The 19141-nt window shown below is 50.6% G+C and carries 18 protein-coding genes and 1 riboswitch; of the genes, 5 read left to right on the top strand and 13 right to left on the bottom strand.

The window, feature by feature from the left end; all coding sequences use genetic code 11:
• Positions 1–641: 641 nt before the first annotated feature.
• The 4 genes from AC0YNT_RS11700 to AC0YNT_RS11685 all read right to left on the bottom strand — a co-directional run bounded on the left by AC0YNT_RS11700 (position 642) and on the right by AC0YNT_RS11685 (position 5159).
• A complete protein-coding gene (locus AC0YNT_RS11700) occupies positions 642–2069 on the bottom strand; it encodes an MFS transporter (RefSeq protein ID WP_475804721.1) in 1428 nt (475 codons plus the stop codon).
• A 223-nt stretch (positions 2070–2292) separates the two neighbouring features.
• A complete protein-coding gene (locus tag AC0YNT_RS11695; protein WP_475804720.1) occupies positions 2293–2835 on the bottom strand; it encodes a TetR/AcrR family transcriptional regulator in 543 nt (180 codons plus the stop codon).
• Between the two features lie 301 nt (positions 2836–3136).
• The gene (locus AC0YNT_RS11690; RefSeq protein WP_475804719.1) at positions 3137–4066 is read right to left on the bottom strand and encodes an aminoglycoside phosphotransferase family protein; all 930 of its coding nucleotides are present in this window, start codon (positions 4064–4066) and stop codon (positions 3137–3139) included.
• 22 nt (positions 4067–4088) lie between these two features.
• Entirely contained in the window at positions 4089–5159 is a 1071-nt protein-coding gene (locus AC0YNT_RS11685; protein WP_475804718.1) for a lactonase family protein, read from the bottom strand.
• Between the two features lie 153 nt (positions 5160–5312).
• Here AC0YNT_RS11685 and AC0YNT_RS11680 point away from each other — a divergent pair, with 153 nt between their 5' ends.
• From AC0YNT_RS11680 to AC0YNT_RS11670, 3 genes are all read left to right on the top strand, one after another.
• Complete coding sequence (locus AC0YNT_RS11680; protein WP_475804717.1) at positions 5313–5528, top strand: hypothetical protein; 216 nt, start codon at positions 5313–5315, stop codon at positions 5526–5528.
• A gap of 180 nt (positions 5529–5708) precedes the next feature.
• Positions 5709–6371, top strand: a complete 663-nt coding sequence (locus AC0YNT_RS11675) for a futalosine hydrolase (protein ID WP_475804716.1) — start codon at positions 5709–5711, stop codon at positions 6369–6371.
• Entirely contained in the window at positions 6368–7210 is an 843-nt protein-coding gene (locus tag AC0YNT_RS11670; RefSeq protein ID WP_475804715.1) for a 1,4-dihydroxy-6-naphthoate synthase, read from the top strand. The genes AC0YNT_RS11675 and AC0YNT_RS11670 overlap by 4 nt, the downstream gene beginning before the upstream one ends.
• Before the next feature lie 893 nt (positions 7211–8103).
• Here the strand turns inward: AC0YNT_RS11670 and AC0YNT_RS11665 are convergent.
• Together AC0YNT_RS11665 and AC0YNT_RS11660 are read right to left on the bottom strand one after the other, a co-directional pair.
• Positions 8104–9000 (bottom strand): sugar phosphate isomerase/epimerase family protein, encoded by an 897-nt coding sequence (locus tag AC0YNT_RS11665; RefSeq protein WP_475804714.1) that lies wholly within the window; start codon positions 8998–9000, stop codon positions 8104–8106.
• Positions 9001–9003: 3 nt separating this feature from the next.
• A complete protein-coding gene (locus AC0YNT_RS11660) occupies positions 9004–10110 on the bottom strand; it encodes a Gfo/Idh/MocA family protein (RefSeq protein ID WP_475804713.1) in 1107 nt (368 codons plus the stop codon).
• Positions 10111–10200: 90 nt separating this feature from the next.
• Between AC0YNT_RS11660 and AC0YNT_RS11655 the strand changes: the two genes are divergently transcribed.
• Entirely contained in the window at positions 10201–11067 is an 867-nt protein-coding gene (locus AC0YNT_RS11655; protein WP_475804712.1) for a helix-turn-helix domain-containing protein, read from the top strand.
• 5 nt (positions 11068–11072) lie between these two features.
• Here the strand turns inward: AC0YNT_RS11655 and AC0YNT_RS11650 are convergent, their stop codons facing one another.
• Both AC0YNT_RS11650 and AC0YNT_RS11645 read right to left on the bottom strand, forming a co-directional pair.
• On the bottom strand, positions 11073–11846 hold the full coding sequence (locus tag AC0YNT_RS11650) for a protein-glutamine gamma-glutamyltransferase (protein WP_475804711.1): 774 nt from the start codon (positions 11844–11846) through the stop codon (positions 11073–11075).
• Positions 11847–11926: 80 nt separating this feature from the next.
• Positions 11927–13225: an NCS2 family permease gene (locus AC0YNT_RS11645; protein WP_475804710.1), complete on the bottom strand. Its 1299-nt coding sequence runs from the start codon at positions 13223–13225 to the stop codon at positions 11927–11929.
• Positions 13226–13351: 126 nt separating this feature from the next.
• Positions 13352–13450: riboswitch (purine riboswitch) on the bottom strand.
• Positions 13451–13747: 297 nt separating this feature from the next.
• Here AC0YNT_RS11645 and AC0YNT_RS11640 point away from each other — a divergent pair.
• Positions 13748–14617, top strand: coding sequence for a hypothetical protein (locus tag AC0YNT_RS11640; protein ID WP_475804709.1), 870 nt, complete (start codon positions 13748–13750; stop codon positions 14615–14617).
• A 290-nt stretch (positions 14618–14907) separates the two neighbouring features.
• On the opposite strand, the gene AC0YNT_RS11635 is transcribed toward AC0YNT_RS11640, so the two are convergent.
• The 5 genes from AC0YNT_RS11635 to AC0YNT_RS11615 all read right to left on the bottom strand — a co-directional run bounded on the left by AC0YNT_RS11635 (position 14908) and on the right by AC0YNT_RS11615 (position 19066).
• Entirely contained in the window at positions 14908–15312 is a 405-nt protein-coding gene (locus AC0YNT_RS11635; protein WP_475804708.1) for a hypothetical protein, read from the bottom strand.
• Between the two features lie 115 nt (positions 15313–15427).
• Positions 15428–16354, bottom strand: a complete 927-nt coding sequence (locus AC0YNT_RS11630) for an aldo/keto reductase (RefSeq protein ID WP_475804707.1) — start codon at positions 16352–16354, stop codon at positions 15428–15430.
• Positions 16355–16403: 49 nt separating this feature from the next.
• Positions 16404–17252 (bottom strand): SDR family oxidoreductase, encoded by an 849-nt coding sequence (locus tag AC0YNT_RS11625; RefSeq protein WP_167278345.1) that lies wholly within the window; start codon positions 17250–17252, stop codon positions 16404–16406.
• Between the two features lies 1 nt (position 17253).
• A complete protein-coding gene (gene uxuA, locus AC0YNT_RS11620; RefSeq protein ID WP_475804706.1) occupies positions 17254–18327 on the bottom strand; it encodes a mannonate dehydratase in 1074 nt (357 codons plus the stop codon).
• A gap of 34 nt (positions 18328–18361) precedes the next feature.
• Positions 18362–19066: a GntR family transcriptional regulator gene (locus tag AC0YNT_RS11615; protein ID WP_475804705.1), complete on the bottom strand. Its 705-nt coding sequence runs from the start codon at positions 19064–19066 to the stop codon at positions 18362–18364.
• Positions 19067–19141: the final 75 nt, after the last annotated feature.

The following is a 19141-nucleotide window of genomic DNA, read 5'->3' as shown; positions in this document are numbered from 1 at the left end:
CTCTGTTATCAACCCCGACTTATACTCCATGGGAGCGTTAATTCCGACCACCAGACGTTCTTATATTCAAAACTATCTGCCCTTTTCACCTACCTCTCTCACATTCCAAATACCTGCCTCTTTACCCATCCATTCTGTTATCTATCCCAACTCTCATTTGTCCCTTTCACCGACCTCAATCGTATTTCAAACACCTGCCTACTCACTCATTAAACCCGTCATATATTTCAACTACTATCTGCCCATTCACCGACCTCTCTCGCATTTCACCCAACTAGCGCTATTCACACTCCAAGCATCTGCCCTCTCACCAATCCAACTCATCATATATCCCTACTACTACTATCTGCCCTTTCACCGACTTCTCCCGCAATTCACCTAACTAGCGCGCCACGTTGGATTTTGTACACTATATTTACTCTCTGGGACGTTCTCCTGAAGCTAGACTGGATTTCATCCATCAGAATCGAATGAAAATCCGTTTGAAAACGTCAAAATGAACCTATTATAGTGGAGGAAATCCAGTCTAGAGGGTTAGACGGTCGGTTTGGGTTTTGTTTTACTTGAAGAAATCCAACATACGAAAGAAGCCTAGTCAGATCCAATTGGACCTAACTAGGCTTATTCCTAAATACACAATATTAATTGCTAGTTTCGACTCGAACGTTAGTCGTAGATTCCTTTGAGGAGGACTTATGTTTCCCTCTAATGAGGATAGCAACCGACAAGAAGCCCAAAGCCAGCATACCAGCCAGCACGAATAGTGCAGGAACAAGATGGTCACCAAAAGCTTCCGGCGAAGTGATAGCTCCACCACTCTCAAAGACAAGACCACTGATCGCTACGCCAAATACACCGCCAAGCTCACGCGACGCATTGCTTAAGCCACTTGCTTCACCTGCCGCATTTTCCGGAACAGATGTAAGAATACCATGGGAAAGCGGCGTAAAGCTGAAGCCCATACCTGCGCCTGCCGCAACCATTGCTGGGACTAGAATGGCAAACGGGAAGACTGCGCCTTGATTGATAATAAGTACTGCAATATAGATCATCGCAGCTGTCTGCAGCAATAGTCCAAAGAGTAGGATTCGTTTGGTACCGTAACGTCCGACTAATAGACCCGCAACCGGTGCACAAATCATCGTACATACGGTCCATGCCATTTCCCTTACACCTGCTCCAAGGGCTGAATAACCTTGAGCTTGCTGCAAGAACAACGTCAGTAGGAAGATCGCACCAAAGATCCCCGCATTCATCCAAAAGCCAGCCGACAAATAGGCACTGTACGACCGGTTACGGAAATACTTGAATTGCACGAACGGCTGCTTCCGGCTGCGCTCCCATAGGTAGAACGCCAGCAACAGGACTGCCCCGCCTGCCATCGATCCCCAGACATCAAATGTTCCCCAGCCTTCCGAGTTGCCGCGCATTAATCCAAATACAATGCCAAACATGGAAGTGCCCAGCAGTACAATACCCGGCAGGTCCAAAGGCTTGCGCTCTCCCTTCGATTCGGTCAACCAAAATGCTCCGAAAATTACCGCAACAATCCCAATCGGCACGTTAATCCAGAAGACCATCTGCCAAGGCGCTCCGTTTACAATAATACCGCCGACCAAAGGACCAATAGACAGTCCTAGTCCGGATATGCCAGACCAAAGGCCGATAGCCGCGGCACGTTTTTCAGGAGGAAAAGCTGCATTCACCAGCGTCAGGCTAAGCGGGATGATCGCCGCACTGCCAATACCCTGCAAAGCCCGTGACAGCGAAAGCTCAATTGAGCTGGTACTAAGCGCGGAAGCAAGCGAGCCTAAGGTGAATAGAACGACGCCGAGCAGGAACATTTTTTTACGGCCAAATCGATCTCCCAGCACACTAAACGGAATGAGCAGTACGGCAAAAGCTAAGGTGTAGGCATTGAGAAACCATTGCAGATCGGACATACCCGCGTGGAAATCTTCCTGGATGGATGGCAGGGCCACCCCAATAACCAGATTATCGAGCATCGCCATAAACAGGGCAATACAAGTGACAACAAGCAGCCTAACCCGTGAACCAGTAGATAGCATGTGAATCTCTCCTTTTATTGGAACCTTATTTATTGATAAATAAATACTAGCTAAAAAATATAAGCTTTAAACGGGATGGCGGATCTGGTTTATACATAACCTCTTTCCTTTAATTTGAATTTTATTTATTGATAAATAAATAAATCAGATAAAAAAACCTCTACCGTGGCCTATCGTAAATATGCGACCGCGTCTAGAGGTAAGTATCTGTGTACATAACGTGTTACTGCATTCCTGTTTGCCCAAGCTGTCCTAGTACCGGAAGCTGCAGGACTTCGGACATCGTAATGACCATTCCACATGCGATAAAAGATGAAGCTTGCGCGCTCGGATTAGGCAGACCGGCACGTTCGAAGCGTTCGGCGACAACTGTATGGATCTCAGCAAATTTGTCTTTCACGATCTCCCGAATATTCGGCTCAGGTGTCGCAAATGACTGCATACACAACAAAATCTCATCGCGGTGTGTTACCATCAGCTCATTAAATGCATTGCCCATCTGATAGGCCAATCTTTCCGGGGGAGCGTCAACCGAAGAAAAAGCATGCATAAGCCGGCTCTGTGCTCTCTCGAGTACGGCGAGGTATAACCCTTCCTTCGTCTTGAAGAAGTGGAACACATAAGGCTGGGTCACCCCTACCTCTGCAGCTACCATAGCCGTTGTCGTCTTATAAAATCCATTGTTCGCAAACAGCGAGGCGGCAGCATCCAGGATCTGATCTTTCCGGTTCGATATAGCAGTGAAGTCTTTTTCTCTTGGCGTCATAGGCTACCTCGTTTATTTATTTATCAATAAATTAATCCATTTTTCTGGAAATGTCAACTACTTCCACGCGGATTTTTATTTGGATTGAAAAAAGCCGACGCGAGGTCGGCTTTAGGGTATCGCGTTGTATGTAAACTGCTCGGGTTATCCGACTTATTGGACTCAACTTGCCCTCTAGACCGCTCGTTCCCGCCTGTAGTACGATTTTCCGACTTATTAGGCTCGATGCGCTAACTAGATCACTCGTTTCCCGCCTGTTAAATGGTTTTCCGACTTATTTGGCTCGATGTGTGCCGTGGGGTTAGCTAGCTGGCAATTCAGCGAGCAGCTCTTCGAACCAGTATGCTACTTTCAACGTGCTGTCGATATCGCCGACGCCGTCTTCATCGCACCATGCGGCTGACAGCACCGCATGGGCGAACCCCCACGCCAGTAACCTGGCGTGGTCAAGACCAAGCGCGCCGCATAATAGCTCCACGCGGCGCCGAATCACATCCCGCTGCCCCTTCGGCGGCAGCTGGTTCAAGAGCAGCGGAATCGTTCCGTATTCCGCCTCTCCAACCACACCCTTCGGGTCAATAGCCAGCCATCCCGGCTGCCCATCTCCCGAAGACAAAATATTCCCATGGTGCAAGTCACCATGGAGCAGCAACTGCATCCGGCTGCGCTCTCCGAGCAGCCGATCAAACACTGCCTCCGCGCGGCTGACCACGCGCTCCGGCAACGGCCCCGTGCCGCCGCCATGCCGCTGACGCAGCCGGCCAAGGCCCGCGGCCCAATCCGCTACGGAAGGGAATTCTCCCCCGTCCGGCGCGGAAACAAAGATCCGCCGCATCACCTCGGCGGCTGCCAACGTCCTGTCGTCGTCACCAAGCTCCGACTCCGCGAGCATCATACCCGGGCTCACGCGCTCAATCAATAGCGCGCCCCGCTCCTCATCCGCGGCCAGCACACGCACCGCGCCTCGGCCATCATATAATCGCAGCGCCGCAAGCTCCGTACGGAACTCCCGGCAAGGCACGCCAAGCTTCAGCACTGCAGCTGTCCCATCCGGGAGCAATGCCGGGGCTACAAAATTAAACGATAACGTAAAAGGAGACGGCAGCTCTACCGTCATCCCCCACTGCTCTTCACAATGAAGCAAAAGCTGATCGAAATCCGCCAGCCACAGCTCGCCTTTCTCGCCATGAACGGATGTAATCGTCTCGCTCAAATGCTCAGGAATCTGCATAACTACCCCCTACGCACCAATATTAAAGCTGAACTGGAATGACGCACACCGGCCCAGCGATCTCGATCGAATAACCCGTATATACCGGCATACCTGACTCCGCAATACGGAACACCGCAGCATTATTCGTATCCTTGTTCACCGTAATCGCAAATTGACCACCTGGTACCAGCGCAAAATGCCGTGGATGTTTGCCTTCCGTCGACACATGTCCAACCAGTGTAAGCTGACCGCTGTCCCCATCAACTGCAAAAACAACAAGGCTGTCGTGACCACGGTTAGAGCCGTACAAGAAACGACCATCCTCCGAAATCGCGATTTCTGCGCAGCCATTCGCTTCCGTATAACCCTCAGGCAAAGTGGATACCGTCTGCAGCGTTTCCAGGGCACCCTTTTCCGCATCGTAACGGTAAGCAATGATTGTCGAGTCCAGCTCGTTAATGACAAAAGCAAACAGACCGTTCGGATGGAACGTCATATGACGCGGGCCTGCGCCAGGATGCACAACAGTCTCGCCATGGCGGACCAGCTTGCGGTTTTCTTTATCCAGGGTGTAAGCCACAATTCGGTCAATACCAAGATCCGGCACAAAAATATATTTACCATCCGGGCTGAAATTCGTGCTATGCGGATGCGGCTGATTTTGGTTCGGATGCGGACCAGTTCCTTCATGTTGCTGAATGTCGAGAAGATCACCGATCTCACCATTTTCCGTCAAGGAAACTAGGCTGATCCGGCCTCCATGGTAGCTGCAGAGCAGCACAAATTCACTGGTTGCATCACGCTGAATATGGCAGGAAGGTGCTGTAATCGCAAGCTTCCGGTTTAATTCAGCAAGTCCGCTTCCCTCGATCGAAAAAGAAACACCATCGCCAACCTTCGTCCCTTCCGCGTCCACGCCTTCTGCGATCGCGTATAGTCTGCGGTTAGTCACGTCTACATTAAGGAAGGTTGGGTTTTTCAGCCCCGATGCTTGATCCAATAGCGTAAGTGTCCCTTCCGTCGTATCAAATTCATACCGGTACACACCGCTGGCCGAAGCCTCTGCGTAAGATCCGATAAATACAGTAAGTTTTTCATTATGTAAGGTCATGAATTATTTCCTCCTGCTTCTATAAAATGCTCTCTATATTGTACCCTCTTAAGATACATAAACCAAGCTTTGTGCTCCGCATGGACAACGGGCTCATTTAAGCCTACACTGTTTTTAACGAACTCACTAATCGCGAAAGGGGAGAAAAGAAAAGTGGCCATGAACCGTAAATTGTTTACCGATCCGGACTTCGAAGAAGCCGTTAAACTGCAATATCCGGTACGCGTCTTTAAGGATGATTATATTGTGAACAGCGGCGGCTCCGTGGTCCGATTCGACGACAACATCGTTGTCATTCAGTCCAGCGTAAGCGATCTTGTCTACTACACCAGGCAGGAATGCGAGTTTTTTGAGGTTCGCAAGCGATAACGGCCGTTCGAAAAAATGACAACAGCCTTCTAAGAGGTCTATAATTACTTTAGTAGTGAGAAAATCTTTATTGAAGCTTATCGAAGATGAGCGACCGCGTTATAAGGTAGATTTTATCGCCAAAGTGAAATGTTTCGCCGAACTTTGGCGACGCGGTTCATTATCAAAGGAGTTTGCAGCATGAGCGAAAATGGAAAAATACTCGTCATGACCGCAGTCGCGGTTGAACGAGATGCCGTCCTGCGCGGTCTTCACGGGGACAACCGCTTTGAGGTGATGGAAGCAGGTGTTGGCCCAGTTGAAGCGGCCGTCAGCACTGCTACGGTGCTTGCACTGGCAGGCACTGGCGCTTATCGCCTTGTTATTTCCGCAGGTATTGCCGGTGGATTCAAGGAGCGTGCCGAGGTTGGCTCGCTTGTCGTCTCGAATACGATAATCGCTGCCGATCTTGGTGCTGAAACACCAGAAGGCTTCCACAGCGTGGACAAGCTTGGATTTGGCTCCGCAGTTATTGAGGTAGATGTGACACTCGCTGAGCGTTTAACTTCGGCGCTTCAAGCTGCCGGGTTACAGACAACATTAGGCCCAGTCCTTACTTTATCTACAGTAACAGGATCAGCCGAAACGGCTGCTTCGCTCACCGAGCGTATTTCTGGTGCTGCCGCGGAAGCGATGGAAGGCTTTGGTGTTGCCGCTGCTGCTCGCCGGGCTGGTCTTCCAGTGCTGGAGCTTCGCGCCATCTCGAATCCGGTTGGCCCGCGTGACCGCAGCGCTTGGCGGATCAAGGACGCTCTGCAGTCTCTTGAAGCTGCAAGCTCCGTATTACGGGAGGTTATCGAATGAAAATTGCTTTTTCCCCGTGTCCTAATGACACGTTTGTGTTCCATGCCTTGACGCATGGACTGATTCCCGGCGCGCCGGAATTTGAAGTGACATATGCTGATATCGACATTACGAACAACCTGGCAGCCAGCGGCGACAGTGATCTGGATGTACTCAAAATCTCCTACGCTGCATTGCCATGGGTGCTCAAAGATTATGCGCTTTTGCCATGCGGCGGTGCACTTGGCCGAGGCTGCGGCCCACTTGTCCTGACGAAGGAGAAGCTTGAAGATCCGTCTACTTTAAGCGGTAAAAAGGTTGCCGTGCCAAGTGAGCGTTCGACTGCTTATCTGCTGTTCCGTCTATGGGCCGCTCAAAACGTGCCTGGCGGTGTAGGCGAGATTATCGTTATGCCGTTCCACGAGATTATGCCTGCTGTACAGGGTGGCAAGATTGATGCGGGGCTTGTGATTCATGAAGCACGCTTCACTTACCAGAACTATGACTTGTCCATGCTGGTTGATCTCGGCAGCTGGTGGGAGTCCGATACCGGACTGCCGATCCCGCTTGGTGCCATTATCGCCCGCCGATCGTTGGATCTGGCATCCATCTCGAGCTGGATCGAGCAATCCGTCGAGTATGCCTGGAAGCATCCCGAAGCGTCAAAGGACTATGTCATGCAGCATGCACAGGAAATGGACCCGTCCGTTGCCCAGCAGCACATTAACCTGTATGTGAACGACTTCACCGGCAACCTCGGCAGCAGCGGTTACGCCGCTATCACTTCCCTGCTCACCCGTGCAGCCGAAGAAGGCCTTGTTCCTGCCTTCGACCCGGCTCTGCTTGAGTTCAAGGGTTAACTAAGAAAGGGAGTCCCTCATTGCCGTAAGGCGCAGGGACTCCCTTTTAGTTTGAGTTCTCTTTTCTGAAAAATAAGCTTATGGTAAGCATTATGCCAAACGTCATGAGAAAATAGCCCATTACTAATGCCGTAGTAGCATTGTATTTGAGAACAATACCAATCCCTACAGCGGTTATTTGCAAGGCTAAAAGGCCAACCATCCAGTCTTTCTTGTCCCATAAAGCCATAATAGTGGTGGGCAGAAGGATTACAAAAATAATGAATGCGAAAAAATAGAGTAACAGCGGAGTCAGAAGGATCACCTCAGCTTAACCAGAATTAGTGAGTGCTCAAATATCATAACATCTTCCAGTCATTTCTAAAATGAATTTAACGTTCCCACGCCTAACGATGCTGCACATCGTTTAACCCAACTAACCAGCTACTTTTAAGCCACTTTCGCACGTTTCCGCCTACCTTAACGATGTGCCGCATCGTATAGCTCTCTCCCAATCTGCCTTTTCCACGCCGCATCGCCAAGCTCTCCATTCTACAACGAAAAAGAGCCGCCCCAGTGAACTATGTTCACTTCAGGCAGCTCTTATTTATAACAGTGCGGTCCGACTAGACGTCGGAGTCGTCCCATTTTTTCGAATATGCTTTCTTTGTGACCCAAAGGGTCATCCAGGTGAGCAAAACAACGATGATGCCGGCAAAAATCCATACTCCAACAGGAACGTTCATCTGTAACTACCCCCTTCTCGCTATTACTTCTATATTAACGGACAATAGGGGGTTGTATGCGGCGTAAATATTAACATTTTGCAACGGTTTTCACTGAAATCTGCCAACTATGGGCATAGTGAGCGTCATATCAAGACATGCTACCTTGTGACCACTCACGCTTTGTCTCTAGCGAAAAGCCCGCAGGAACTGCACAGCCTTACGGATATCCTCTTCCGGCTGCTGCCCTACCTCGCGCTCAATCGTCAAATAGCCGTTGAACCCGATATCCTGAAGCGCCTTCAAGTAACGGTCAAAAGGAACACTGCCTTCGCCAAGCGGCACTTCACGGAACAAAGCCCCGTCCGTTACCATATCGGCGATCACATTATGGTCCATCTTGTTATAACCCAAGTAGCCGTACACCTGACGAGGATCCACTTCAGCCGCCAGCTTCAGCCCATCCTTCGCATGGGTATGCACGATGTAATCCTTCAGCAGATACACGCCTTGGACCGGATCATCTCCCGTTACCATCACCATATTCGCAGGGTCAAAATTGACCGACACGCCGTTTGTCGATAAAGAATCGAGGAACGCCTTCAATCGTGCAGCAGGCTCTGGTCCTGTTTCGATTGCAAAATACGCCCCCATGCTGCTCGCATAGCTGCTCAGCTCTTCACATGAGCTCTGCATCGCAGCATAAATCGCCGATTCTGTATCCTCAGGTACAATGCCAATATGTGTAGTCACGATATTCGTTCCAAGGTCAAGCGCCAGCTCCAGAATACGCTTCGACTTCTCGATCTTAGCCGGATTAGCGGCTGCATCCTGAAAACCATGGCCGCCAAGATCACCGCACAAGGCGGATATGGTTAATCCGAGCGAATCAATCTGATCCTTCAGCTCACGCCGTGCCGAAGCCGACAAGTTTGCAGGATCGGTCTCGCCGCTGACCGCGTAGATCTGTACGCCTTCTGCACCAACCTCCACTGCCTTCTTTAAACCTTCTTGCAGGCCAATTCCGAAGCTCTCGACAATAACGCCGATTGGATTGCTAATCTTTGTTCTCACCAGATCCGTCATCGTTTATACACCCTCCTTCGTCGCAGCTGCCACTTCAACCACTGCATCTGATTCCAATGTAACTTCTGCCCCAAGCGCCGCCGACTGATAGACCGCCTCCAGCATCCGCATCAGCTCAACGCCATCCTCAACCGGGCTGATTGGCTCTGCTTTCCCAAAGCAGCAATCTACAAAATGCGCAATCTCCTGATTAAAGCTGTCCTGGAACTGGAAGTCCAGATGATCCAGCTGCGGCTCGATATTCACGATTTTGTTGAACTGCTCGGTTACGATCACCAGCTTCGGATCAAGCTCCGCTCCGCCTTTGGTTCCGTAAATTTTGCTGCTCATCTCGTTCTGCGCGGCATGCAGCGTATAGCTGATATCCACGTACAGCGAAGCACCGTTCTCGAAGCGGATCAGCGCATTGGCCATATCCTCTACATCGTTAAGCGAAGCATTGTAATCCGCTGCTTTATAAAAGCTTAAACCTTCAATATGCGACCGGTTGCCCAGCTTCCGGTACGTATTCCCGCTCACCGAGACCGGCTTTGGCTTGCCCATCAGATACCAGCACAAATCAATCATATGTACTCCGATATCAATCAGCGGGCCGCCGCCCGAACGCGTGGCATCCGAGAACCACCCGCCAGGATTGCCAAGACGGCGAATAGCGGATGCTTTGGCATAATAGATCTCGCCGAGCTGTCCACTCTCCGCATACTGCTTCACTAACTGTGCCTGATCAGCATAACGGCGGACAAAGCCGACAAGCAGCATTTTACCGGAACGCTTCACCGCTTCCTGTACAGTTAGTGCTTGTTCCACGGTCTGAGCAAGCGGCTTTTCACATAGCACATGCTTGCCAGCGAGCAAAGCAGCAACAGCAATTTCGGCATGACTATTGTTCCAGGTGCAGATGCTTACCGCATCAATATCCGGATTAGCCAGCAGTTCTATATAGTTATCATAAACATGAGGGATGCCATAAGCTGCAGCCTTCTCCTGCGCACGTTCTCCGTTCATATCAGCAATTGCTGTAAGCTCCACCTCAGAATGAACCGAATAAGCATGCAAATGTGAACTCGATATTGACCCTGCTCCAATAACTCCAACCTTTAATTTCGCCATTGCCAGCATCTCCTCCATGTTTCCTATAATCAGTTGCAATCAGATCTATGTTCAATTTATCATGAGATTAAAAAGAGAGGAATGAACAGCATGGCTCAATTCATGGATTATATGATCAGTCCAAAGCCCCTCCGCGTTGTCGATTTGACGCTTGATCCCGCCAAGCTGTCCGTTCGTTCTCTCGTCATTCGGAATGCAGGCTATCTGCCAGGCCGGACTCATTACCGGCAAGGGGCTGTTTTCACCCATTGGGCGATCGTTTATATTGCAGGAGGATCTGGCACCTATCGGGTGAACCATGGAGAACCGCAGCGCGTGACAGTGGGCAGCCTCTTCTTGTTCCAGCCTGGTGTCCACTATGATTATGGTCCGGACCCAGACGGTTTTTGGGATGAGTACTATTTTACAATTGAAGGAACAAGATTGCAGGAATGGCTGGACCATTGGCCAATTCAGCCGAATACGGTCATGCATCCAGGTGAGGATGCCTCGTCGCAGAACCGAATCGACCGGATCTTCGCGTTGATGGAAAGTGGTACACCCGCCAATGCTGACCGTGCTTCCCTGCTGCTTGAATCACTCGTCTATGAATGGGTGCAGCTCTGCCAAGCTTCTCCTTCCGGGAGCAAATCAGCAAGGCTTGCCCCGCTGTTAGAAGCCTTGTCCGCTACGCTGCATGAGCCATTCGACGCTGCAGCTTTTGCAGAGCGCCATCACTGGGCATTGTCGACACTTCGCCGTACTGTCAGCGAATACACGGGCTTCGCCCTGCATGAATACGTCCATCGCCTCAAGATGGCGGAAGCCAAAAACCGCCTGCTCAATACGGAGCAGACGGTTAAGGAAATCGCGGGAGCGCTTGGCTACAGCGATGTATTTTATTTTTCGCGGCTGTTCAAGAAAATTACCGGTGAAGCGCCTCAGCTTTTCCGCAAAAACATGCGCTCGGTACGCTGATTCCCTTACAAATTACCAAGTCTCAGCGCAAAGCGGCTTTGACGGGACGTAATGGTCTGCAGATGCTTGAAGTTTGGATGAACGACCATATCCTCCAGATAGGCAGACTCCATGCTGCCTGGCTCACGCATTTTATTAAGGGCAGCAATAATCTCCTCGCCCGACTCGATCCCGATGCCATGGCCGAAGAAGAGATTTTCTGACAGCTTTACGACATTTTCCCCTTGCCATTCCGGTGTATCTCGGTCAAAGTCCGGATTACGGAAGTACATCACATCACCTGGCAATGCTTCATTCTTGTTATGTGTTGTAATGAACCACAGATCGCTGTCGTGATTCCAGTCCCGCAAATATAAAGGGTTGAACAGCGAGTTGAACATCTGCTCCCCGATCGTATCCAGCACACCTTTATACAATATGATCACGATTGCCGTAGCGCACTCGAACCCATATTCCTCACCATTTTGAAAAATATCATTAATCGCATCGGACGGCCGAACGTCTGGATTCATCTGAAATCCGCCATTGTCTGTACGCGTCCAGTATTGCGGATTACTTCTCGAATTACGGAATACCGCAAAGTCGGCCCGGCTGTCCTGCAGCATTCTGGATGCATTCACGATACGATCCCTTAAGCGCAGCTCGAAATAAAGCTCATCCATTGAAGCATAGCGATAGACAACTGGACTGTTTTGCTTATCCTGCAGCACTTCACGCTCCACCGGCGTTAACGCAAACGGGTTAATCTGTCCGGCGTCACTGCCCGAAATCAGAAGCATTGTATTACCCCTCCCATGATCATGCCATGGGTTATTGTACGTGTGAGGGGGTAGATTGGTGCTCTGCCGCCGCTTGCTGCTTAGTGGCTAAAGAATGCTAGCTGGATGAAGAATAATACCGCAAATACGTAAAAAATCGGATGAACATCTTTGCCTTTGCCACGGATCAGCTTTAGAATCGGATACACGATAAAGCCAACGCCAATCCCCGTTGCAATGCTATACGTAAGTGGCATAAGAACAACGATCAGGAACGCGGGGAATGCCTCTTCGATGTCATTCCACTCGATCTTGCGCAGCACGTTGATCATCAGGAAGCCTACGATAATTAGTGCCGGAGCGGTGATAGCCGGAATGCCTGCCAACACGGCTACCGTAGGGGAGAAGAAGAGCGTCAGCGCGAGCAGTACACAGACCGTAATCGCTGTAAGCCCCGTTCTGCCGCCAACGGCAACACCTGAGCTGGACTCGACATAAGCGGATGTTGGGCTAGTACCCAGAAGGGCACCTGTTGTTGTTCCGATCGCATCAGCGAGCAAAGCACCGCGCGAACGCGGGAATTTATTATCTTTCAGCAGGCCAGCCTGCTCGGCTACGCCAAGCATCGTACCTGTCGTGTCAAACAGGGTAATAAGCAGGAACGTGAAGATAACGGCATAAAGGCCATTTTCAAACACGCCTCCAATATCCAGTTGGAAAAATGTCGCATTAAGTCCCGTAGGAAGTGAAGCCCAGGTATCCGGCAGATGCATCTCACCGGTGATCGCCGCGATAATTGCGGTAATGATCATGCCGATGAACAGGAAGCCTTTGACCCGGTAGGCCATCAGGACAAGCGAAATGATAAGGCCAACAATCGTAAGCAGTGTCATCGGCTGCGACAGATCACCCATCGTAATGAGCGTTGCTGGCGAAGCGACAACGATTTTTGCATTTTGAAGACCAATAAACGTAATAAATAAGCCAATCCCCGCTGTAATCGCATGCTTCAGGCTTGTTGGGATGGCATCCAGCAGCATATAGCGGAAGGATGTCAGCGACAGCAGAATGAATATAACCCCCGCAACAAACACGGCGCCAAGCGCTGTCTGCCACGATACACCTTCTCCTCCTACTACGGTAAAAGCAAAATACGCGTTAAGGCCCATACCAGGTGCCAGTGCGATTGGATAGTTCGAGAAAAGTCCCATAATAAGCGTTGCTACGATACTTGCAAGAACCGTTGCGATAAAGACGCCGTGGAAGTCCATTCCCGCTTCACTTAATACGCCGGGATTGACGATTACGATATAGACCATCGTTAGAAAAGTCGTTACTCCCGCGAGCAATTCCGTCGTTACCGACGTGCCCCGCTCCTTCAATTTAAACAGGCGTTCCATTGCTTGTTCCCTCCGAGTTGTTCGTAATGTCTGGGTACGCTTTTTACCTATTGTCTCCTTGTTGGCGGCGAATTAGTAAATATGGGAAAACAAAAAAAATCCTACGCCGCGAATTCAGGATAGTAGATACACGTATCCCTTATTCGTAGTTAGGATTTTTGGCTCCTTGTAGAGACCCTCACGCCATATTGATGAGGATATACGAATGTAGCTGATTAGAGTTGTTCAATTAACCTTCATAAGATTAAAGGAGTGGGCAGACGGTGTCAATCCTTTTTCGCGAAATTTGTCGTCTATTCACGAACTATTGGATTAGTGGAGTCGAAAATGTTCGCCTTCCTGACAAATCGTCGAACTTCCAGCTCCACACTCCTCAGCGGCTGACGAATCGTCCCCGTTTAGGCGAATTCAATCGGATCAGCACTTCTTTTAGCGATATACCACTACCTTTGTCAGGCTGGCAGGGAGTTGGCTCGCGGGGACGAATAAGTCTCACTAGTGACAAATGAATGAGGTGATGAAATGACGTTACTCAAAACAAAAGAGGCTGCCCAGCAGCTCGTCGTCAGCGAAACAACCATTAGACGTTGGGTGTCCACCTTCCCTGCATCCTTCCGGAAGGACATGTTCGGACACTACATCTTTGATGCTCCCGCGATGAACAAGCTTCGGCAGGTAAAAGGCCAGCTCGATGCCGGCACAGCGTTATATGACATTAAGCTCCCTACGCTGGCGGAAGAAGAAGCATTGGCTGCATTAGCAGCAGAAGTGGTTGGAGGTGGGGCTCCAGTTCAAGCTGGTGCAAATGGAGATAACTCGATGGCTGATGGTGCTGGTAGTAATGGCGGTGGTAACGCTGGTTCTACTGTTGAGCGTGCCGTTGCTTTAGGTCGTAATGCTAACTCTAGTGTACTCGTCGTTGATCGTGCAGGTAACGTTCGTAATGCTGGTCCTGGTGAAGTTGATCTAGCAACAGCAGAGATTACTACAGGTATTGAGCATGCTGCAGCAGGTGCTGGAGGGAATAGCCTTTTGACTCTTGCCCCACAAGCAAGCGATACTGTTCAATCGCATGAAGCTTCGCAAGTAACCGTCCCTACTGCCCCTAACCGTCCCTCATCTCACCTATTCGATGAACCAGATCCGATGCTCGAGCGTCTTAATGCCATAGAGAACGCCTTGTCCCAAAAGGCCGATGAAGTCGTTACCGTCCAGCTGCTCCATCATCGCAAAGAATTAGAGGAGCTTCGCAAGTCACTGACTGAGCTGGCCGCTAGTATCGAAGCGATCCGCAACCCAGAGCAGCCGAGTGCCGCCTTTGAGATTGCACAATCCACTGAGGCAGAGGGCAAACGCAAAAAACGCGGCTTCCGCTCGTTCTTTTTCTTCTGAAACGGGTAAAACAAAGGACCTAACTCCCTCCACTCTCGCTGTTTCTCCGCATCCATCCTGCGGAAGTCAGGCCGAGTGAAGCCCGGTTAGGTCCTTTTTGGCCTCTCTATTTGTCCATTCTGCTCGATGGCCTGCTGTAAGACTGTTTTCAGCCTTACAGCTTAGCACGCGGTGACTTTTTGCCTCTGTACGGCGAATTTCGGTCTTACAATGCCTCAATTAAGCCTAATCCCTGCTATTATTTGGCTGTAAGACTGATTCCGGCCTTACAGCGACAGAGGTATAATCAGTTAGCCGCCACTTCCCCCAATCGAAAATCGATCAGAGTAGTCCATCGCAGCCTGGGCGATCTGCGCTAAGTCATGTCCCTGTGCCAATAGCTGCTGATTATTGAACAGATAATAAGCGGGATAACTCATGTCAGTCTGCAGCTGCTGCACAGCCTTTTCCCCTACCTCCGTCTGCACATCGTAGATTACTGGCGTGAACCGACCGGCCATGGCTGCCACCATATCATTAACGGCCTTTGTTTCTTCCTGCACTTTCTCCTTCACTAAGACGACAACCTGCAATTCCCCTTCATCTGCCGTCAGAAACGGCGTATAATCCGGCGCTGCCGAAGTCTCTTCCTTACTCTGACTGCAGCCTGCAAGCATCACAACCATTAAGCATGCGACTATCCACACTTTAACCATGTGTATATCTCTCCCTCAGCAAAAAATAGAAAAGAGCCAGCCCCCGAGCAGCGCCTCTTGTCAGATGGTATCTAACAAGAGGCGCCGTTCACCAATGATGGGCCGGCCCTATTTATTACTTCGTCAGCTTCACGTCTTGTGGATGCGGCTCACTTGCAAGCTGTGCAGCAAGCGCGTTGGACGCTACCTGCTCCGGATCTTTGCAGCCTGGGATAACTGCTGTAACGGCTGGATGCTTGAGGCACCAAGCCAGAGCCCAGCTTGCCATATCCATGCCTTGCGGCAATTCTTCGCGCTGAATACGCTCAACCTCCCGCAGCTTCTCCTGCGTACTCTCGGCATCATGCCGATGACGCACGTCGGTACTGCTGAACACCGCTCCCGGCTTGTACTTGCCGCTCAAGTAACCGCTGGCGAGCGGAACACGCGCAAGTACGCCAAGGTCCTGACGCTGACAGGAAGGGAATACCTGCTCTTCCGGCACACGGTCAAGACGGTTGTACACGACTTGAATCGCACGGGAGCCTACTTTCGAAGAAGCTTCCGTCTGATGAATGTTCGCGTTGCTGCCAATCGAGGTACCAAGGAAGCGGATTTTTCCCGCCTGCACCTGCTTGTCCAGTGTCGTCCACAATTCATCGTTATCGAAGAGATGATCAGGTCCGGAATGGAACTGATAAAGATCAATGTAGTCTGTTTTTAATGCCTTTAATGATGCATCCAGCTGCTCGATTACACCCGCCGGGTCAAATACATCCGTACGAGTAAACCGTTCATGGAAGTGATGACCGAACTTCGTTGCAAGTATCCAGTCTTCACGATTGCGGCGGCTGATATAGTCGCCAATAAGAGATTCTGAGAGATGATCGCCGTAACATTCTGCTGTGTCAATCAGGTTGATGCCAAGCTCATGCCCTTTGTCGAGGATCGCATCCGCTTCACCTTGCGTATATTCACGTCCCCATTCTCCTCCGAACTGCCATGTTCCGATACCAATGACAGATACGTTAAGATCTGTACTTCCGAGTCTCCGGTATTTCACAATCGCCACTCCTTCCAATTTTCACTAAACTGCATCCTTTATCATAGCATTACACGCCAGAGTAAGCCATAAAGCCGCCGTCGACCGGAACCGTAATACCCGTTACAAAGCCGGATACACTGTCATCAGCCAGCCACACCAAAGTGCCAAGCAGATCTTCCGGTTTGCCGAAACGGCGCATCGGCGTGTGCGTAATGATTTTATTCGAACGATCTGTCAAAGAGCCGTCTTCATTGGTGAGCAGCTTGCGGTTTTGTTCCGTCAGGAAAAAGCCCGGAGCGATCGCGTTCACACGAATGCCAACATCCGCCATATGAACGGCAAGCCATTGCGTGAAGTTATTGATAGCAGCTTTTGCTGCGCTGTATGCAGGCACCTTCGTCATTGGGCTTGGTGCGCTCATCGAGGACATATTAATCACCGTTGCACCTGGCTTATTGATCATTTGCTTCGCAAATACTTGCGTCGGAATAAGTGTGCCTAGAAGGTTCAGGTCGAATACGAAACCAAAGCCCTCTTTTTTCAGATCAAAAAAGGTCGTAACATCCGGGTTCTCCAGATCGTCTGGATGGAAAGTTTCCTTCGTCGTAATGCCGTCCGGATGGTTGCCGCCGGCACCGTTGATCAGAATATCGCAGCTGCCAAGAGACTCAAGTACAATCGCACTTGCCTGCTTCACACTCTCCGCATCCACCACGTTACAGGCAACAGCAATCGCTGTTCCGCCTGCTTCGCGAATATCACGTGCTACGGCCTCGCCTTTTTCCGCGGTACGGTTCAGGATCGCAACCTTCACGCCCTGGCGTCCAAGCTCTTTAGCCATCTCCGCGCAGAGCACGCCGCTTCCTCCAGTAATGACTGCAACTTTTCCAGCTAAATTCTCATGATTAGGTACCATGTTAGGCATTCCCCTTTCTATTCCGATCGAGTCCATCCCATACGCCCCACAGATACATGATGCCAAGCGCGCGGTCATATAGACCATAGCCTGGGCGGCACTCTTCATCCCAAATATGACGGCCGTGGTCAGGACGCACATAACCTTGGAATCCGCTCTCGTGGTACGCTCTTACGACTTCGGCAATATCGACAGTACCGTCGCTTGATTTGTGGGAAGTCTCGATAAAATCACCATTCTCATACACACGTACGTTACGAATATGGGCAAAAGGAATCCGGTCCGCAAATTCACGTACGAGCGCTGGAATATCATTATCAGGATTCGCGCCAAGCGAACCGCTGCACAGCGTCAAGCCGTTAGAAGGGCTGTCCACCAGCTTCAGCAGTCTCGCCAGATTATCGCGGTTCGTCACGATGCGCGGAAGACCAAATACCGAGTAAGGAGGATCATCCGGGTGGATGGCCATCTTGATATCATGCTTCTCGGCTACAGGAACGACCTGCTCCAGGAAGTATTGCAGGTTGTTGAATAGGTCCTCTTCCGTTACGTCTTTATAGGCTTCGAACAGCGGTGCCAGATGCTTCAGACGCTCCGGCTCCCAGCCCGGCATCGAGTAGGCGGAATTGCCAGCGATGTTCTCAACCAGCTCCTCTGCACTCATGCTCAGAACTTTGGCTTTGTCGAAGAAGAGCGCAGTAGAGCCGTCCTCCATCTCTTTAAACAGATCCGTCCGCATCCAATCGAAGATCGGCATGAAGTTGTAACAGATCACTTTAACGCCAACTGTCGCCAGCTTCTCAATCGTACGTTTGTAGTTCTCAATATATTTGTCTCTTGTAGGCAGGCCAAGCTTAATGTCCTCGTGTACGTTTACGCTTTCGACTACTTCCAGATGGAAGCCATTCTCGTCAGCAAGCTTCTTGTATGCCATGATTTTGTCCATTGGCCATTCTTCGCCTGCCGGAACGTCATGCAGTGCCCATACGAGGCCCTCAACGCCTGGAATTTGTTTAATTTGCTTAAGTGAGACGGAGTCATTACCTTCCCCATACCAACGAAATGTCATTTTCATGTCCATTCATCCTCCCCAAGATCGTTCGTTATTGTTAGTCCATAAAATAATCCGGATGAGCTTCCCGCAATTGCGGCAGCTCGTTGTCCAGCTTACGGATATGCTGCGCAAGCCGTTCAGCCACTAGCTGCTCGCTTCCCTCGCGAATCGCCTCAAACAAGAGACGGTGCTCTTCTATTACACGATCGGTGTGGCCAAATTGGTCCATAGCCAGATACCTTGCCCGATTGAGATGCCCACGCATGTAATAGATCATCTGCAGCAGTGTATCGTTTCCGGCAATCTCAAGGATAGCGCGGTGAAAAGCCTCGTCCAGCTGCAGAAACTGTGCAATATCTTTCGCATCTGATGCAGCCTGCTGCTGCTTCATCAGCGTTTCGATCGAAGCGCTTTCAACGGTTCGGTCACGTTCGCCCCATTTGGCAGCTGCAAGTTTGAAAGCTCCAAGTTCAAGTTGTTCGCGGATAAAACGGGCCTCGCTAACCTTACGCGCCGAGATAAGCGCGATTCGCGTCCCCCGCTGCGGCAGCACCTCCAGCAGCTGTTCGCTGACGAGCAGCCGGATGGCTTCCCGCACCGGTGTGCGGCTTACCTTCATCGAATCGGCCAGCTCATTCTCGTAAATCATCGTGCCCGGTGCCAGCCGGAACGAAACGATGCTCTCCCGGATCGATTCATAGATCTGGTCGCCTAGCGTCTTGCGATGCTTCTGCGGCTGCAGCGGCGATAATAACGTCATCTATGCCGCCTCCTTTCCTGCATGTTTCCTATCTTCTACTTTACTTGTATTCTTGTATACAAGTAAAGACCTAAA

Source organism: Paenibacillus sp. J22R56, assembly GCF_056269375.1.
The sequence above is the reverse complement of the archived record's forward strand: the minus strand, read 5'-3'. Positions and strand labels throughout refer to the sequence as shown.

Excerpts from the sequence above, each read along its gene's own strand:
- AC0YNT_RS11685 (WP_475804718.1), bottom strand. The coding sequence starts at position 5,159 with ATGACCTTACATAATGAAAAACTTACTGTATTTATCGGATCTTACGCA.
- AC0YNT_RS11665 (WP_475804714.1), bottom strand. The coding sequence starts at position 9,000 with ATGACGGATCTGGTGAGAACAAAGATTAGCAATCCAATCGGCGTTATT.
- AC0YNT_RS11635 (WP_475804708.1), bottom strand. The coding sequence starts at position 15,312 with ATGGTTAAAGTGTGGATAGTCGCATGCTTAATGGTTGTGATGCTTGCA.
- AC0YNT_RS11655 (WP_475804712.1), top strand. The coding sequence starts at position 10,201 with ATGGCTCAATTCATGGATTATATGATCAGTCCAAAGCCCCTCCGCGTT.
- AC0YNT_RS11625 (WP_167278345.1), bottom strand. The coding sequence starts at position 17,252 with ATGGTACCTAATCATGAGAATTTAGCTGGAAAAGTTGCAGTCATTACT.
- AC0YNT_RS11640 (WP_475804709.1), top strand. The coding sequence starts at position 13,748 with ATGACGTTACTCAAAACAAAAGAGGCTGCCCAGCAGCTCGTCGTCAGC.
- AC0YNT_RS11660 (WP_475804713.1), bottom strand. The coding sequence starts at position 10,110 with ATGGCGAAATTAAAGGTTGGAGTTATTGGAGCAGGGTCAATATCGAGT.
- AC0YNT_RS11695 (WP_475804720.1), bottom strand. The coding sequence starts at position 2,835 with ATGACGCCAAGAGAAAAAGACTTCACTGCTATATCGAACCGGAAAGAT.
- AC0YNT_RS11645 (WP_475804710.1), bottom strand. The coding sequence starts at position 13,225 with ATGGAACGCCTGTTTAAATTGAAGGAGCGGGGCACGTCGGTAACGACG.
- AC0YNT_RS11675 (WP_475804716.1), top strand. The coding sequence starts at position 5,709 with ATGAGCGAAAATGGAAAAATACTCGTCATGACCGCAGTCGCGGTTGAA.
- uxuA (WP_475804706.1), bottom strand. The coding sequence starts at position 18,327 with ATGAAAATGACATTTCGTTGGTATGGGGAAGGTAATGACTCCGTCTCA.
- AC0YNT_RS11690 (WP_475804719.1), bottom strand. The coding sequence starts at position 4,066 with ATGCAGATTCCTGAGCATTTGAGCGAGACGATTACATCCGTTCATGGC.
- AC0YNT_RS11670 (WP_475804715.1), top strand. The coding sequence starts at position 6,368 with ATGAAAATTGCTTTTTCCCCGTGTCCTAATGACACGTTTGTGTTCCAT.
- AC0YNT_RS11615 (WP_475804705.1), bottom strand. The coding sequence starts at position 19,066 with ATGACGTTATTATCGCCGCTGCAGCCGCAGAAGCATCGCAAGACGCTA.
- AC0YNT_RS11650 (WP_475804711.1), bottom strand. The coding sequence starts at position 11,846 with ATGCTTCTGATTTCGGGCAGTGACGCCGGACAGATTAACCCGTTTGCG.
- AC0YNT_RS11700 (WP_475804721.1), bottom strand. The coding sequence starts at position 2,069 with ATGCTATCTACTGGTTCACGGGTTAGGCTGCTTGTTGTCACTTGTATT.